This window comes from Kitasatospora sp. NPDC091335, from assembly GCF_044757205.1.
Classification (GTDB): Bacteria; Actinomycetota; Actinomycetes; order Streptomycetales; family Streptomycetaceae; genus Kitasatospora.
On the sequence record NZ_JBIVUM010000020.1, the window covers coordinates 18,909 to 33,412 of the forward strand.

At 73.9% G+C, this 14,504-nt stretch carries 13 protein-coding genes; 5 read left to right on the top strand and 8 right to left on the bottom strand.

Annotated elements, in window-relative coordinates:
* Positions 1-138 precede the first annotated feature (138 nt).
* On the top strand, positions 139-996 hold the full coding sequence (locus ACIQOW_RS32445; RefSeq protein ID WP_401090999.1) for a formylglycine-generating enzyme family protein: 858 nt from the start codon (positions 139-141) through the stop codon (positions 994-996).
* Positions 997-1,218: 222 nt separating this feature from the next.
* Here the strand turns inward: ACIQOW_RS32445 and ACIQOW_RS32450 are convergent, their stop codons facing one another.
* From ACIQOW_RS32450 to ACIQOW_RS32475, 6 genes are read right to left on the bottom strand one after another with little or no spacing between them, the layout of a single operon-like run.
* On the bottom strand, positions 1,219-1,539 hold the full coding sequence (locus tag ACIQOW_RS32450; protein WP_188300193.1) for a multidrug efflux SMR transporter: 321 nt from the start codon (positions 1,537-1,539) through the stop codon (positions 1,219-1,221).
* Position 1,540: 1 nt separating this feature from the next.
* Positions 1,541-2,239 carry an HAD family hydrolase gene (locus tag ACIQOW_RS32455; RefSeq protein ID WP_401091002.1) on the bottom strand — a complete coding sequence of 233 codons (699 nt, stop codon included), beginning with the start codon at positions 2,237-2,239 and terminating at the stop codon, positions 1,541-1,543.
* A gap of 60 nt (positions 2,240-2,299) precedes the next feature.
* The gene (locus tag ACIQOW_RS32460; protein WP_401091004.1) at positions 2,300-3,385 is read right to left on the bottom strand and encodes an ABC transporter ATP-binding protein; all 1,086 of its coding nucleotides are present in this window, start codon (positions 3,383-3,385) and stop codon (positions 2,300-2,302) included.
* A gap of 22 nt (positions 3,386-3,407) precedes the next feature.
* Positions 3,408-4,253: an ABC transporter permease gene (locus ACIQOW_RS32465; RefSeq protein WP_401091006.1), complete on the bottom strand. Its 846-nt coding sequence runs from the start codon at positions 4,251-4,253 to the stop codon at positions 3,408-3,410.
* Positions 4,241-5,218 (bottom strand): ABC transporter permease, encoded by a 978-nt coding sequence (locus tag ACIQOW_RS32470; protein ID WP_401091008.1) that lies wholly within the window; start codon positions 5,216-5,218, stop codon positions 4,241-4,243. Before ACIQOW_RS32470 ends, ACIQOW_RS32465 begins: the two co-directional genes overlap by 13 nt.
* 43 nt (positions 5,219-5,261) lie before the next feature.
* Positions 5,262-6,431, bottom strand: a complete 1,170-nt coding sequence (locus ACIQOW_RS32475) for an ABC transporter substrate-binding protein (protein WP_401091009.1) — start codon at positions 6,429-6,431, stop codon at positions 5,262-5,264.
* 436 nt (positions 6,432-6,867) lie between these two features.
* On the opposite strand from ACIQOW_RS32475, the gene ACIQOW_RS32480 reads away from it, so the two are divergent.
* Complete coding sequence (locus ACIQOW_RS32480; RefSeq protein WP_188300203.1) at positions 6,868-7,602, top strand: GntR family transcriptional regulator; 735 nt, start codon at positions 6,868-6,870, stop codon at positions 7,600-7,602.
* Between the two features lie 102 nt (positions 7,603-7,704).
* On the opposite strand, the gene ACIQOW_RS32485 is transcribed toward ACIQOW_RS32480, so the two are convergent.
* Positions 7,705-9,294, bottom strand: a complete 1,590-nt coding sequence (locus ACIQOW_RS32485; protein WP_401091011.1) for a TauD/TfdA family dioxygenase — start codon at positions 9,292-9,294, stop codon at positions 7,705-7,707.
* A 259-nt stretch (positions 9,295-9,553) separates the two neighbouring features.
* On the opposite strand from ACIQOW_RS32485, the gene ACIQOW_RS32490 reads away from it, so the two are divergent.
* Entirely contained in the window at positions 9,554-11,191 is a 1,638-nt protein-coding gene (locus ACIQOW_RS32490; protein WP_401091013.1) for an APC family permease, read from the top strand.
* A gap of 156 nt (positions 11,192-11,347) precedes the next feature.
* Here the strand turns inward: ACIQOW_RS32490 and ACIQOW_RS32495 are convergent, their stop codons facing one another.
* Complete coding sequence (locus ACIQOW_RS32495; protein WP_401091015.1) at positions 11,348-12,484, bottom strand: pyridoxal-phosphate-dependent aminotransferase family protein; 1,137 nt, start codon at positions 12,482-12,484, stop codon at positions 11,348-11,350.
* 43 nt (positions 12,485-12,527) lie between these two features.
* Between ACIQOW_RS32495 and ACIQOW_RS32500 the strand changes: the two genes are divergently transcribed.
* On the top strand, positions 12,528-13,619 hold the full coding sequence (locus ACIQOW_RS32500; protein ID WP_401091017.1) for an amidohydrolase family protein: 1,092 nt from the start codon (positions 12,528-12,530) through the stop codon (positions 13,617-13,619).
* Positions 13,620-13,815: 196 nt separating this feature from the next.
* Complete coding sequence (locus ACIQOW_RS32505; RefSeq protein ID WP_401091018.1) at positions 13,816-14,493, top strand: uracil-DNA glycosylase; 678 nt, start codon at positions 13,816-13,818, stop codon at positions 14,491-14,493.
* Positions 14,494-14,504: the final 11 nt, after the last annotated feature.

The window sequence follows — 14,504 nt, forward strand, 5'->3', positions numbered from 1 at the left end:
CCGGGACCTTCCGGAGGAAACCCTGTGCCGACCACCCCCGGACGCTGCTGCACTCCAGTACGAGGAACGGACCGGCCCGTCGCGCCCGTCGCACTTCCGCCCGCCGCACCGCTGCCCGCCGCACCGCGGGGGGCCCGGGTGGCGCGGCAGCTGACCGAACTGCCGGGCGGACGCTTCCTGATGGGCACGGACGACTGCGACGGCTACCCGGCCGACGGTGAAGGGCCCGTCCGCACCGTCGAGTTGAGCCCGTTCCGGATCGCGCCGACCACGGTGACCAACGCCGCCTTCGCGACCTTCGTCAAGGACACCGGCTACCGCACCGGGGCCGAGGCGTTCGGCTTCTCGTACGTCTTCGAAGGCTTCCTGCCGCCACAACTCGCGGCCACCGCGGAGGCGGTGGCCGAGGTGCCGTGGTGGCGGGCGGTCCCGGGGGCCACCTGGCGGGCACCGGAGGGGCCGGGCTCCACGGTCACCACCCGCCAGAACCACCCCGTCGTCCACGTCTCCTGGAGTGACGCGCGGGCGTACTGCGCCTGGTCCGGCACCCGGCTGCCCACCGAGGCCGAGTGGGAGTACGCGGCCCGGGGCGGCCTGGAGCAGGCCCGCTACCCGTGGGGCGACGACCTCACCCCGGGCGGGCGGCACCGGTGCAACACCTGGCAGGGAATCTTCCCCACGCTGAACACGGCCGCCGACGGTCACCGGGCCACGGCCCCGGTGACCGCCTTCCGCCCCAACGGCTTCGGGCTGTACAACACCGTCGGCAACGTGTGGGAATGGTGCGCCGACTGGTTCAGCCCCGACCACCACCGCCACGCCGGCGCCCCGCGCCGCGACCCCCTCGGCCCGCCGGGCGGCGCGGCGCGGGTGATGCGGGGCGGCTCCCACCTGTGCCACGCGTCCTACTGCAACCGCTACCGGGTGGCGGCGCGCAGCTCCAACACCCCGGACAGCTCGGCCGGCAACATCGGATTCCGGGTGGCGGCCGACTGACGGGCGCTCACTCCCGCGGGGCGACGGGCTCGCCGAAGGTGGCGGCGAGGGCCTGCCGGAGGGCGTACCGGTTGTCCAGGTGGCGGGCCCGCGGTGCCGGTGTCGAGATCATCAGCCGGACCCGGGCGAGCAGGAACCGCCCGTCCGCCGTCAGGGCGCCGGGGCGGGGCGGGTCCGCCCCGCCCCGGAGCGTCAGTGGGGTGCTCCGTGGAGCCGGCCGGGTCAGTGGCCGCTCCTGAGGTTGAGCACGACCACCCCGACGATCACCAGCGCGATCCCCAGCCACTGGAGCCGCCCGAGCGACTCGCCGAAGGCGACCACGCCGATCCCGGCGACCGCCGCGGTGCCGGCCCCGGACCAGACCGCGTACGCCACCGAGACCGGTATGTGCTTGAGCGCGCGGCCGAGCAGCAGGAAGGAGAGCGCGTAGCCGAGGCCGACGCCGAGGCTCGGCCAGAGCCGGGAGAACCCCTCGGTGAGCTTGAGGCAGCTGGTGGCGCAGACCTCGCTGACGATGGCGAGGGTGAGCAGCAGATAGGGCATGTCAGGGTCGAACCGCGCCGGCGGCGGCGAGCTTCCCGAGCAGGGCGAGGTCGGCCTGCTCCAGGCTGGCGAGCAGGGTGATCCGCTCGCCCTCGGGCATCGGCACCGGGGTGGACGGCACGGCGAGCACGGCGCAGCCGGCCGCGGTGGCGGAGGCGACCCCGGTCGGGGTGTCCTCGACGGCGAGGCAGACGGCCGGGTCCAGGCCGAGCCGCTCGGCGGCGGCGAGGTACGGGTCGGGCGCGGGCTTGGTGCGCGCGGTGTCCTCGGCGGCCAGGGTGACGGCGAACCAGTCCCGGCCGATGGCGGACAGCACCAGGTCCACCACCCGGCGCGGGGAGGCGGAGACCAGTGCGGTGGGCACCCGGGCGTCGCGCAGCGAGGCCAGCAGGGCGAGCGCGCCGGGGCGCGGCACCGTCTCGGCGGCGACCTTGCCGGCGAAGGACTCGCCCAGCCGGGAGGCGAGTTCGGCCTCGCCGAGGCTGGTGCCGCTGACCCTGTGCAGATGGGCGGCGGTGTGTTCGACGGCCTGGCCGAGCACCTCGGGGGCGTCCTGGTCGGTGAGCGGGCGGTTCAGCTCCTCGGCGAGCTCGGCGGCGGTCTGCCACCACAGCTGCTCGGTGTCGACCAGGGTGCCGTCCATGTCGAACAGGACGGCGGCGGGCCGGGCGGGGGATGCGGGCATGGCGGTGTCAGGCATGGCGGTACCTTCGGTGGTTCTTCGGCGCTTCCACGGGCGGAGCGGGGAGGTACGAGGCTCTCAGGCCGCGCGGCGGTCCACCAGTACCGGGCGGTCCGGCAGGGTGAGCGCGGCCCGCGCGCCGGCCGGCAGCGCGGCGGCGGCCTCGGTGGGCAGGTCGGCCTTGACCTCGGTGCCGTCCGCCAGGCGCACGGTGAGCCGGGTGACGGCGCCCAGGAAGGAGGCGGTGACGACGATCCCGGGGCCGTCCTCGTCCGGGGTCAGGATGACGTTCTCCGGGCGGACCAGCACCTGAAGTTCGCCGTCGGCAGGGACCTCGCCGTCCACCGCGTGGCGGCGGCCGAGCACCTCGACGCCGTCCGGGGTGCGGGTGCACGGGATGCGGCTCATGGTGCCGACGAACTCGGCGACGAAGGCGGTGGCCGGCCGGCCGTACAGCTCGGACGGGGTGGCGCACTGCTCCAGCCGGCCGGCGCGCAGCACCGCGACCCGGTCGGCCATCGACAGCGCCTCCTCCTGGTCGTGGGTGACGAACAGGGTGGTGATGCCCAGCTCCTGCTGGAGGCGGCGGATCTCGTCGCGCAGCTGGAGGCGGACCTTGGCGTCCAGCGCGGACAGCGGCTCGTCCAGCAGCAGGACGCGCGGCTGGAGGGCGAGCGCGCGGGCGAGCGCGATGCGCTGCTGCTGGCCGCCGGACATCTGGTGCGGGTAGTGCTCGGCGCGCTGCGGCAGGCCGACCAGCTCCAGCAGCTCCTGGGCCCGCTTGCGGCGCTCGGCCTTGCCGGCGCCGCGCATCCGCAGCCCGAAGGCGACGTTGTCCAGCGCGGTCAGGTGCGGGAAGAGGCTGTAGGACTGGAAGACCATGCCGGCGTCGCGCTTGTGCGCGGGGATCGCGGTGATGTCCCGGCCGTCGACCAGCACCTCGCCGGAGTCGTGCTGCTCGAAGCCGGCCAGGATGCGCAGCGCGGTGGTCTTGCCGCAGCCGGACGGGCCGAGCAGGGCGAGCAGTTCGCCCGGCCGGACGGTCAGGTCCAGGCCGTCGAGGGCGGTGGTGGTGCCGAACGCGCGGCGCAGGGAGCGGAACTCGACGGTGGCGCTGCCGGGGGAGAGCGGGACGCCGTTGGCGATGGCGGTGGCCGTGGTCATGATGGGTGACTCCGGGTGGGGTTCAGGAGGTGGCGGTCTTGGTGCGGCGCTCGCGCCCGGCGGTGGCCAGCAGGAGCAGCAGCAGCCAGGTGAGCAGCAGGCTCAGGATGGAGACCGCGACCGACATGTGGGCCTGGCTGTTGCCGACCGAGTAGATCCAGACCGGGAAGGGCTGGAAGCCGAGGATCGAGGCGGCGGTGAACTCGCCGAGCACCAGGGCCAGGGTGAGGAAGGAGGCGTTCAGCAGGGCCCCGCGCAGGTTGGGCAGGACGACGGTGAACACCGCGCGCGGCCAGCTCGCGCCGCAGTTGCGGGCGGCCTCGACCAGGGTGCGCACGTCGATCGAGCGCAGGCCGGCGTCCAGGGCGCGGTAGGCGAGCGGCAGGGCCATCAGCACGTAGGCGATGACCAGCACCAGCGGGAAGTCGGGGTTCTGGATGAACACGAAGGTCTGGAAGAACGGGGTGTCCATCAGGTAGTCCGGGCCCCACTTGAGCACGCCGATCAGGCCGGCGGTCAGGGCGACCGGCGGGACGACCAGCGGCAGGGTGCAGAGCACGTCGATGACCGGGCGCAGCTTCGGCGAGCCGAGCCGGACGGCGATCAGCGCCGGGACGAGCAGGAGCAGCAGCACCACGACGGTGACGAGGGCGAGGCCGAGGGTCAGCCAGAGGCTGTCCAGGAAGCCGGGGGCGGAGAGCAGCCCGGTGTAGGCCGCGAAGGAGATGCCCTGGGGGTCGTCGATGGAGAACCAGAAGGAGGCCGCGAGCGGGACGGTGAAGTAGACGCCGGCGAGCAGCAGCACGGCACCGCGCCACCAGCGCACGGTGCGGCGGCCGGGACGGGCGGGGGTGGTCAGCTGAGCCATCGGGCGCTCCGGCGCTGGAGGGGGAGGTACACGGCCATCACCAGGACGGCCACGACGATCATGTTGAGGCTGAGGGCGAGGGCGAGGTTGCCCTGGCCGACCAGCACGTTGCCGGAGAGCGCGTCCGCGATCGAGCGGCTGACCAGCGGGACGGTCGCGCCGACCATGGCGGCGGCCGTCGCGTAGGCGGCGAAGGCGCTGCCGAACAGCAGCACGAAGCCGCCGAGCAGGGAGGGCAGCAGGATCGGCAGGGCGACGTGCCGCCAGTACTGGACGGTGGTGGCGCGGTTGTTCTGGGCCGCCTCGCGCCACTGGGTCCGCAGGCCGTCCAGGGCCGGGGTGATGGTGAGCACCATCAGCGGGATGAGGAAGTACAGGTACACGATCGTCAGACCGGTGAACGAGTACAGCGACCAGCCGTGGTCGGTGAGGTGCAGCAGCTTGGTGATCTCGCCGGCGTTGCCGAGGGTGGCGACGAACGCGAACGCGAGCGGCAGGCCGCCGAAGTTGGCGAGCACTCCGGAGGCGGTGAGCACCGCCTGGCGCAGCCAGCCGTGCCGGGAGGTGACGACGGCCTGGGCGAGCGGCAGCCCGAGCGCGGTGGCGAGCAGCGCGGTCAGCGCGGAGAGCTTGAGGCTGCTCAGCATGGCCGTCAGGTAGCCGCCCTGGACGGAGTCCGCCAGGTTGTCGAGGGTGAACTGCCCGGCGCCGGTCTCCGCGTCGCTGGAGGTGGTGAAGGCGCCGATCACGATGGCGACGGTCGGAAGTCCGAAGCCGATCAGGAAGAACAGCAGCAGCGGTACGGCGGCCAGCCAGGACGCGCCGCCGAGGCGGGCGAACCGCCGTCGGCGCGGGGCGGGAGCGGTGGTGGCGGGGGAGGTCGTGGCGGTGGCGGACGCCCCCGCGCCGCCACCGGGGGAGGTGGCGGCGGGGGTGGTCGGCACCGGGGTGGGAGCCGTGGTCATGAGTGCCTTTTCTCAGCCCGAGGTTCGGTGCGTGGCGGGGTGGTCAGCCCGCGATGGCCTTGGTCCAGTTCTCGGTGACGACCTTCTTGGCCGCGTTGATCTGGTCCACGGTGGGGAAGGTGGTGAACGGCTTCTCGACGGTCGGCAGCTTCGCGGCGCCGGCGGTGTCCAGGGTGCCGTCCTTCTTCAGGGCCTCGAAGGTGGACGGAGTGGCGTAGCCGCCGAGGAAGAGGTTCTGGCCCTCGGTGCTGAACAGGTACTCCTGCCACAGGCGGGCGGCCGCCGGGTGCGGGGCCCACTTGTTGATGCCCTGGTTGTAGAACTGGGCGTAGGAGCCGTCGGTGGGGATGGAGACCTTCCAGTCGACGCCCTTGTCCTTGAACTCGTCGGTGTAGCCGGCGTTCAGGTAGGACCAGTCGATCGAGATCGGGGTCTCGCCCTTCTCGACGGTGGCCGGGGTCGACTCGACCGGGTTGAAGTTGCCGGACTGCTTCAGCTTGCCGAAGAAGTCGATGCCGGGCTGGATGTTGTCCAGCGAACCGCCGTTGGCGAGCGCGGCCGCGTAGACGCCGCCGAAGGCGGAGCCGGACTTGGTCGGGTTGCCGTTGAGGGCGACCTGGCCCTTGTACTCCGGCTTGAGCAGGTCGGCGAAGGTCTTGGGGCAGTTGGCGATCTTCTTGGCGTCGCAGCCGATCGAGACGTAGCCGCCGTAGTCGTTGACGGCGGCGCCGTTCGCGTCCTTCATGGTGTCCGGCACCTTGTCGAAGGTGGCCACCTTGTAGGGGGCGAGGATGCCGTCCTTGACCGCCTGGAGGGCGAAGGCGCTGCCCAGGTCGACCACGTCGGGGGCGCGGTCCTGGCCCTTGCGGGAGTTGATCGCGTTGATCTCGTCCTGGCTGGAGCCGTCCGGGTTCTCCTCCTCGACCTCGATGCCGTACTTGGCCTTGAAGCTGTCGATGATCTTGCCGTAGTTCGCCCAGTCCCGGGGCAGCGTGATGACGTGCAGCTTGCCCTCCTTCTTGGCGGCGGCGACCAGGCCGTCCATGCCGCCGAAGTCGGCGGCGGAGACGGCCGTCTTGGCGTCCTTGCCGCCGCCCTTGGCGGCGTCGCCGGACTTGGCGCTCGAACCGGCGGAGCCGCAGGCGGTGAGGGAGAGCGCGGCGGCGGTCAGTACGGCCGCGAAGGCGGCGGCGCGGGCGCGGTGCACGGTCACGGGGAAGTCTCCTGTTGGGGGGCGTACTGCGAGGGGCGTTCGCGGGATGGTCCGCGGGCTGGCGTCTCGCGAAGACGGCGGTCCCGCCGGGGTGAGCGGCTGTTCGACGTCGTCCGAGTTGACTAGCCAACTTTGCTGACATCAGTAAGTACGCCGGAGCCCGGTGACGGGAAGGTGAACGGACGGCCCGGAACCGGGGTCGGCTGCGGGAACGGTGGAACCAGGCCATCGGAGCGTGATCCGTTCGGTGCGATGCTTCGAAGGCGCAGCGGGATAGGGTCGGGCTGTCCGCGCCGGTACGGCTGCGCAGGACACCGCCCCAGGAGGGAACTTGACTGACGTGGCAACTGAGCCCCAGCGCCCCGAGGCCGAGGGGCGCCCGGCAGCCGGAGACCACCCGGCCACCGGGGAACGCCCGGCCGAGCGCCCCGGCGCGCTGTACCGGAAGGTGGCCGCCGACCTGCGGGAAGCGATCACCACCGGCGCGTTCGGCGAGGCCGGCCGGCTGCCCGCCGAGGGCGCGCTGGCCGAGCAGTACGGCGTCTCCCGCGGCACCGTCCGCCAGGCGCTCGCGGTGCTGCGCTCCGACGGACTGGTCACCTCCCGCCGCGGCACCCGCCGGGTGGTGCTCGGCGGCGCCCGGGTGCAGAGCTTCTCCGAACTGCTCAGCTTCACGCACTGGGCGTACTCGATGGGCGAGGAGCCCGGCGGCATCCTGGACTCGCTGGTGCGCCGCCCCGCCGACGCCGCCGAGCGCGAGCAACTGCGCCTGGAGCCGGGCGCCGAGGTGTACGTCATCGTCCGGCTGCGGACGCTGTCCGGCGCGCCGGTGATGGTCGAGCGCACCGTCTACCCGCCGAGGGTCGGCGAGATCGTCGCCGAGCTGCCGCCGGACGTGGTCTCGCACACCGAGGTGCTGCGCGAGCACGGCATCCTGTTCACCGACGCCGACCACACCATCGACGTCGTCGCCGCCAACGCCGAGGACGCCCGGCTGCTCGGCTGCCGCCGGGGCGGTCCGCTGCTGCGCGAGCGGCGCCGCACCACCGACCCGACGGGCACGCCGGTGGAGTGGTCCCAGGACCGCTACCTGCCGGGGACGGTGGCGTTCAGCGTGCACAACTCCCTGGCCACCTCGGCGCTTTCGCGGCACGCGCGGGAGCTGGACTGAGCCCGGGCCCGACCGGACGGGCGGGCCGGCCCGCCCCGCCCGCCCCGACCCGCCTGCCCCGCCCGTTCCGTCCGCCCTGCCTGCCCCGTCCGTCCTGCCCCGCTACCGCATGAGCGCGGCGAGCAGCGGGCGGTAGTGAGCGAAGCCCGGCGTCGGCGCGCCGGCCACCTTCGCCTGCTCGTCCCAGCGCCGCACCGCCACCGCGTCCCGGGCGCCCGGGAGTTCGGCGAAGGCGGCGGCCTGGCGCTCGTCCATCGGGCCGCCCTGGACGTTCAGCGTGTACTCGGAGGCGGCGGAGAGCTTCTCCCGGTAGCCGGGCTCGACCGCGCACAGGTAGCGCTTGGCGGCCACGTGCAGCCGGACCGGCTCGGTGACCTCGGGGTCGAACCAGCGGGCCAGCCAGTCGGCCCCCGAGTCGCTGTGCCGGTTGTCCTGACCCTTCATCAGATTCTGTCCGTGTGAGGACTCCTGGCCGTGCGCGTCGAAGAAGTGCCCGATGTCGTGCAGCAGTGCGGCGGCGACCAGGTGGTCCGGCGCCCCCGCGGCCTCGGCGGCAGCGGCGGCCTGGAGCATGTGCTCGGCCATGGTGACCTCCTCGCCCAGGTACTCCCCGGCGCCCTCGCCCGCGAACAGGGCGGCGATCGCGTCCAGCGCGGCGGCGCGGCGGCGCAGCACGGCGAGGGTGCTGTTCAGCCCGTCCACGTCGGCGTAGCAGCCCTGGAGATGCCGGTGGCCGTCCTGCTGGAAGGCCGTACGGGCGTGCAGCAGACGGGTGTTGTCGAAGATCAGGCAGTCGCCGGGGGTGAGCCGGAAGGTGAGCTGGAGCTCGGGGCGCAGGGTGATCGCGGCGAAGCGGCGGTAGGCGGTGTAGAAGGCGCCCAGGCCCTCGCCCCGCAGGGTGCCGATCGACCGGTTGTTGAACCTGACCTCGCGGATCCTCCCGTCGGCGCCCACGTCGATCAGCGGGCGGTCGGCGCGAAGTTCGGTGCGGTGGTCGCGGAACACGAACGGGACGGGCGTGCGGGTGAGCGTCCCGAAGTCGTCCGGCGCCTCCTCGCGCAGCAGGGCCGCCGCCTTGAACCCGTCCACCAGGCCGGAGTCGCCGCCGGTCGCCGAGTTCTCCAGGCAGTGCAGCAACTGGAGCGTCGGCACCGGGTCCCGGTACGGGTTGTCGCTGTGCGGGGCGATGGCGACGCTGGTGAAGGCCAGGTTGTTCGGGTCCGGCTCGACCCGGACGTCGAACAGCTCCCCGTAGTTGGTGACCCGGACGTACCCGAAGCTCTCCGCCACCCGCAGCACCTGCCGCTCCAGCGCCGGCACCCCGCGCAGCACCGCGAAGCCGTCGCTCCGTACCGCGGCCAGCACGGCGGCCTGCTCGGCCGGGTCGGTCAGGTAGGCCTCCCACCGGGCCTCCGGGATGCCGGGCGCGAAGTCCGCGGCCGTCCAGAGCCGCTTGTCCCGCTCGGTGCGCCCGTCGCCCCCGTCCGTCTCGGCGAGCCACTCCAGCGGGTAGCGGGAGCGGTGCCCGTCCGACCAGAGCACCTCCAGGTGCCCGTCGGCCTCGGTGCTCGTCGCGATCGCGAGCCCCTGCGGCAGGTCGCCGATCTGGAACAGCTTCTGTCCGTTGCGCGGGTCCCGGCACTCGGCGCACGGGCAGTTGTCGCGCAGCCAGTACGGCGGCAGCTCGGTCATCGGTCTCCTCCTCGGCGGGACTACGGCTGTCGTATCGGCTGAAGTTGTATAGCCAACTTCACTCCGCGGTCTGGAGCCTGCCTGCCCCCGGTGAGTTCCGCGTGCCCGGCAGGTGAACGCTGCGGGAACTGTGCCGGGAGGTCGCACCCGACGGGCTGTTCGAGTGAGGGGAGCGGGGTGCGGGGTGTCCCGGGGCGGGGAGGCGGTGGGGCTGCGGCACTGTCGGAGGAATTCCTCCTGCTTCGAGAGGTGACCGGCCATGGCCCACTCCTCCTCCAACCCGCCGGCCTCGGGGCGCACCGGGCTGCGGCGCGAAGTCGGCGTCGTCGGACTGCTCTGGGCCTCGGTCGGGGCGATCATCGGATCCGGCTGGCTGTTCGGGGCGCAGAAGGCGGTGGTGGCGGCCGGGCCGGCGGCGCTTCTGTCCTGGGGCATCGGCGCGGTGGCGATCATCCTGCTGGCGCTGGTGCACGCCGAACTGGGCGGGCTGTTCCCGGTGGCCGGCGGCACGGCGCGCTACCCGCACTACGCCTTCGGCGGGTTCGCCGGGATGTCCTTCGGCTGGTTCACCTGGCTCCAGGCCGCGACCATCGCGCCGATCGAGGTGCAGGCGATGATCAACTACGCCCGGCACTGGACCTGGGCGCGCGGCCTGCTGCACGACGACCTGACCCTCACCGGGCTCGGCTTCGTGGTCGCGGCCCTCCTGCTCGGGGTGTTCGTCGCGGTCAACTTCCTCGGCGTCCGGCTGCTCGCGCACACCAACAGCGCGGCCACCGTGTGGAAGGTCGCCATCCCGGTGCTGACGATCTTCGCGCTCGGCCTCACCGAGTTCCACGCCTCCAACTTCGACGTGCACGGCTTCGCGCCGGACGGCGCCAAGGGCGTGCTGACGGCGATCAGCAGCAGCGGGGTGATCTTCGCGCTGCTCGGCTTCGAGCAGGCCATCCAGTGGGCGGGGGAGAGCCGCAACCCGCGCCGGGACATCCCGCGCGCCGTGCTCGGCTCGGTCGTGGTCGGCACCGTCGTCTACGTGATGCTCCAGGTGGTGTTCATCGGCGCGCTGCCGCCGGAGACCTTCGCCCAGGGCTGGAGCACCCTCGACTACCCGGGGATCAGCGGGCCGTTCGCCGGCCTCGCGACCCTGATCGGCCTCGGCTGGCTGGCCACCGTGCTGTTCGTCGACGCGGTGATCTCACCGGCCGGCACCGGGCTGGTCTACATCACCTCCAGCTCCCGGGTCACCTACGGCCTGAGCCGCAACGGCTACGCGCCGCCGGCCCTCCAGTCCACCGACAAGCGCGCGGTGCCCTGGCTCGGCCTGCTCATCGCCTGGGCGGCCGGGGTGATCTGCTTCCTGCCCTTCCCGAGCTGGCAGCGGCTGGTCGGGTTCATCACCTCGGCGGTGGTGCTGATGTACGCGGGCGCGCCGCTGGCCTTCGGGGTGCTGCGCAAGCGGCTGCCGGGGATGGAGCGCTCGTACCACCTGCCCGGCGGCGCGGTGGTCTCGCCGCTGGCCTTCGTGGTGGCGAGCCTGGTCGTCTACTGGTCCGGCTGGGACACCCTGTGGCGGCTGGGCCTGGCGATCGTGACCGGTTACCTGCTGCTCGGCGGGTACTCCTGGTACGCGCGCTCGAAGGGGGTGCCGAACGCGCCCCGGATGGACTTCGGGGCCGGGCAGTGGCTGCCGGTCTACCTGGTCGGCATGGGTCTGATCTCCTGGCAGGGCACCTTCGGGGTGGGCGCGCGGGGGAACCTGCCGCTGTGGTGGGACATCGCCGTCGTGGTGGTGTTCTCGCTGGTCGTCTACTACTGGGCGCTGGCGATCGCGCTGTCGGCGGAGGAGATCGAGCGGAACATCCGGGGCGTCGAGGTGGTGGACGTCAACGGGCACTGAGCCCGGGTACGGCGGCGGGGGGGGGGGGGGGGGTTGGTGGGGGCGGGCTCGGGGGGGGGGGGGGGGGGCGCCCCGGCGGGGGGGGCCGGGGGGGGGGGGGGGGGGCCGCCGCGGGCCCCCCCCCCCCCCCCCCGCCGCCGTGTGCGGGCGGGTCGCTCAGGCCGCGACGGCCGCGCTCCAGGCGGCCTCGGCGGCGGCCAGGGCGGGCGCCGGGTCGGCGTCCGTCGCCCCGGCGAGGCCGGTGAGGCAGGCGCGGACGGTGTCCGGCGAGGCCGCCCGGCCGTAGTGGTTGACCCGCAGCATCGAGCCGGCCAGCGCGCCGCCGCCCGGCTGGACCGGCAGGGCCGGGTCGAGGCGGGCGGCGAGGGCGGTCGCGTCGACGCCGTCCGGGGTGCGCAGGGTGGTGGCGACCGGGGCCGCGTGGGCGTCCTCGACGACGTACGGGGACAGGGTGCCGAGCGCGCGGACCCCGGCCCGGGTGGCGGCGGAGGCGGCGCGGTGGCGGGCGATCACGGCGGGCAGGCCGTCGGCGGCGATCCGGTCCAGGCAGGCGCCGAGCGCGAGCATCTCCAACTGGGCCGGGGCGTGCGGCAGTACGGTGCGGCCGGCGTCGGTCCAGCGCTCCTTCCAGTCGAGCAGCGAGAGGTAGGAGCGGCGCGGGGCGGCCGGGTTGGCGGTGATCCGCTCCCAGGCGCGCTCGGAGACGGACACGGCGGACACCCCGGCCGGGCCGCCCATCGCCTTCTGGCCGCCGATGACGCACAGGTCGACGCCCCACTCGTCGGTGAGCAGCGGCTCGGCCGCGACGGAGGCGACCGCGTCGAGCATCAGCAGCGCGCCGTGCTCGCGCACCGCGGCACCGATCCCGGCGACCGGGTTGGTGTTGCCGGTGGCGGCCTCGGCGTGCACCAGGGAGACGAAGTCGATCTCCGGCGTGCTCTCCAGGGCCTCGGCCACCTGCTCGGCGCTCACCGCGCTGTCGAACGGGGCGGCCAGGTCGACGACCTTCGCGCCGCAGGAGCGCAGCCAGTTGCCGAAGGTCTGCCCGTACGGGCCGGTGACGATGTTCAGGGCGGTCGAGCCGGGGTGCGCGGCGCCGCGGATCGCGGCCTCCAGGGGGAGCAGGGCCTCGCCCTGGGTGACGATCACGTCGGCCTCGGTGTGCAGCAGCGAGGCCACCCGGTCCTCGATCGCCGCGAACTCGGCGGCGCTGAGCGGGGGCAGGTCGAGGAAGGGACTCACGTCTTTATCGCCTTTCGCGGGGTGGGGGTGCCGGCAACGAGTCTGCCCCATGGTGACCGCTTACACGGAACCCGCCCGTCGGTAGAGTGCGGCCATGAGCGATGGCGCGGTGCTGCACGTGCGGGGTCGGGTGCTGGTCGGTCCGCAGGACGTCCGGGACGAACTCTGGGTGGTGGACGGCCGGGTGAGCTTCACCCGCCCGCCGACCGCCGGGGACGTGCGGACGGTGACCGGCTGGGTGCTGCCCGGTCTGGTGGACGCCCACTGCCACGTCGGCCTGGACGCGCACGGCGCGGTGGACGCCGAGACCAGCGAGAAGCAGGCGCTCACCGACCGGGACGCCGGCACCCTGCTGATCCGCGACGCGGGCTCGGCCGCCGACACCCGCTGGATCGACGAGCGCGAGGACCTGCCCCGGATCATCCGCGCCGGGCGGCACATCGCCCGCACCCGCCGCTACATCCGCAACTACGCGCACGAGATCGAGCCCGGCGACCTGGCCGCCTACGTCCGGGCCGAGGCCAGGCGCGGGGACGGCTGGGTGAAGCTGGTCGGCGACTGGATCGACCGCGAGCGCGGCGACCTCGCCGCCTGCTGGCCGGGCGACGCGCTCGCCGAGGCGATCGCGGCGGCGCACGAGGAGGGCGCGCGGGTCACCGCGCACTGCTTCTCCGCCGAGTCGCTGCCGGACCTGCTGGCGGCCGGGATCGACTGCGTCGAGCACGCCACCGGGCTGACCGAGGAGCTGATCCCGGTCTTCGCCGAGCGCGGGGTGGCGATCGTGCCGACCCTGGTCAACATCGCGACCTTCCCCGACCTCGCGGCCGGCGGCGAGGGCAGGTTCCCGGCCTGGGCGGCGCACATGCGGCGGCTGCACGAGCGCCGGTACGACACCGTGGGCGCCGCGCACGAGGCCGGCATCCCGGTGTTCGTCGGTACCGACGCGGGCGGCTCGCTGGCGCACGGGCTGGTCGCGGACGAGGTGGCGGAGCTGGTCAGGGCGGGGCTGAGCCCGGCCGAGGCGCTGTCGGCGGCGAGCTGGGGGGCGCGTGAGTGGCTGGGGCGGCCGGGGCTGGAGGAGGGCGCGCCGGCGGACTTCGTGGTGTACGCGCAGGACCCGCGGGCGGACGTCCGGGTGCTCGCCGACCCGCGGCTGGTGGTGCTGCGGGGGCGGCCGGTCGGGTAGCCGCGTCGGGGCGGCCGGGGTGGCCGCGGTGGCCGCGGTGGCGGGCCGGGGTGGCGGGGCGGGTGCTTCGGGCGGGTGCTTCGGGCGGGTGGTCCGGGCGGGTGGTCCGGGCGGCGCTCGCCGGGCCCTCGCCGGGCCTCGTTCACATGATCATCCGCTGAACGCCCTGTCGGTGTAGGCCGATAGGGTGGCGACCATGGCACCGCGTCCACTGAACGAGATCGTCGAGCCCGGCTGGGCCACCGCCCTGGAACCCGTCACCGGACGGGTCGCCGCGATGGGCGACTTCCTGCGCGCCGAACTGGCCGCAGGCCGTACCTACCTGCCCTCCGGCCCGAACGTGCTGCGGGCCTTCCAGCAGCCCTTCGCCGACGTGCGGGTGCTGATCGTCGGGCAGGACCCGTACCCGACCCCGGGCCACGCCGTCGGGCTCAGCTTCTCGGTGGGGCCGGAGGTGCGGCCGATCCCGGCGAGCCTGATCAACATCTACCAGGAGTACGGGAACGACCTGGGCCTGCCGCAGCCGTCCGACGGGGACCTCACCCCGTGGACGAAGCAGGGCGTGCTGCTGCTCAACCGGGCGCTGACCACCGCGCCGCGCAAGCCGGCCGCGCACCGGGGCAAGGGCTGGGAGGAGGTCACCGAGCAGGCGATCCGGGCGCTGGCGGCGCGCGGCGGTCCGCTGGTGGCGATCCTGTGGGGGCGTGACGCCCGCAACCTGCGGCCGCTGCTCGGGGACATCCCGGCGATCGAGTCGGCGCACCCGAGCCCGTACTCGGCGAACAGCGGCTTCTTCGGCTCGCGGCCGTTCAGCCGGGCCAACGAGCTGCTGGTGCGGCAGGGGGCGCAGCCGGTGGACTGGCGGCTGCCGTAGCGGTTTGCGAC

What these genes read in the sequence shown, in the direction of transcription:
- ACIQOW_RS32470 (WP_401091008.1), bottom strand. Translation starts at nt 5,218, where the DNA reads ATGACCACGGCTCCCACCCCGGTGCCGACCACCCCCGCCGCCACCTCC.
- ACIQOW_RS32460 (WP_401091004.1), bottom strand. Translation starts at nt 3,385, where the DNA reads ATGACCACGGCCACCGCCATCGCCAACGGCGTCCCGCTCTCCCCCGGC.
- ACIQOW_RS32495 (WP_401091015.1), bottom strand. Translation starts at nt 12,484, where the DNA reads ATGGGGCAGACTCGTTGCCGGCACCCCCACCCCGCGAAAGGCGATAAA.
- ACIQOW_RS32500 (WP_401091017.1), top strand. Translation starts at nt 12,528, where the DNA reads ATGAGCGATGGCGCGGTGCTGCACGTGCGGGGTCGGGTGCTGGTCGGT.
- ACIQOW_RS32485 (WP_401091011.1), bottom strand. Translation starts at nt 9,294, where the DNA reads ATGACCGAGCTGCCGCCGTACTGGCTGCGCGACAACTGCCCGTGCGCC.
- ACIQOW_RS32505 (WP_401091018.1), top strand. Translation starts at nt 13,816, where the DNA reads ATGGCACCGCGTCCACTGAACGAGATCGTCGAGCCCGGCTGGGCCACC.
- ACIQOW_RS32455 (WP_401091002.1), bottom strand. Translation starts at nt 2,239, where the DNA reads ATGCCTGACACCGCCATGCCCGCATCCCCCGCCCGGCCCGCCGCCGTC.
- ACIQOW_RS32465 (WP_401091006.1), bottom strand. Translation starts at nt 4,253, where the DNA reads ATGGCTCAGCTGACCACCCCCGCCCGTCCCGGCCGCCGCACCGTGCGC.
- ACIQOW_RS32490 (WP_401091013.1), top strand. Translation starts at nt 9,554, where the DNA reads ATGGCCCACTCCTCCTCCAACCCGCCGGCCTCGGGGCGCACCGGGCTG.
- ACIQOW_RS32450 (WP_188300193.1), bottom strand. Translation starts at nt 1,539, where the DNA reads ATGCCCTATCTGCTGCTCACCCTCGCCATCGTCAGCGAGGTCTGCGCC.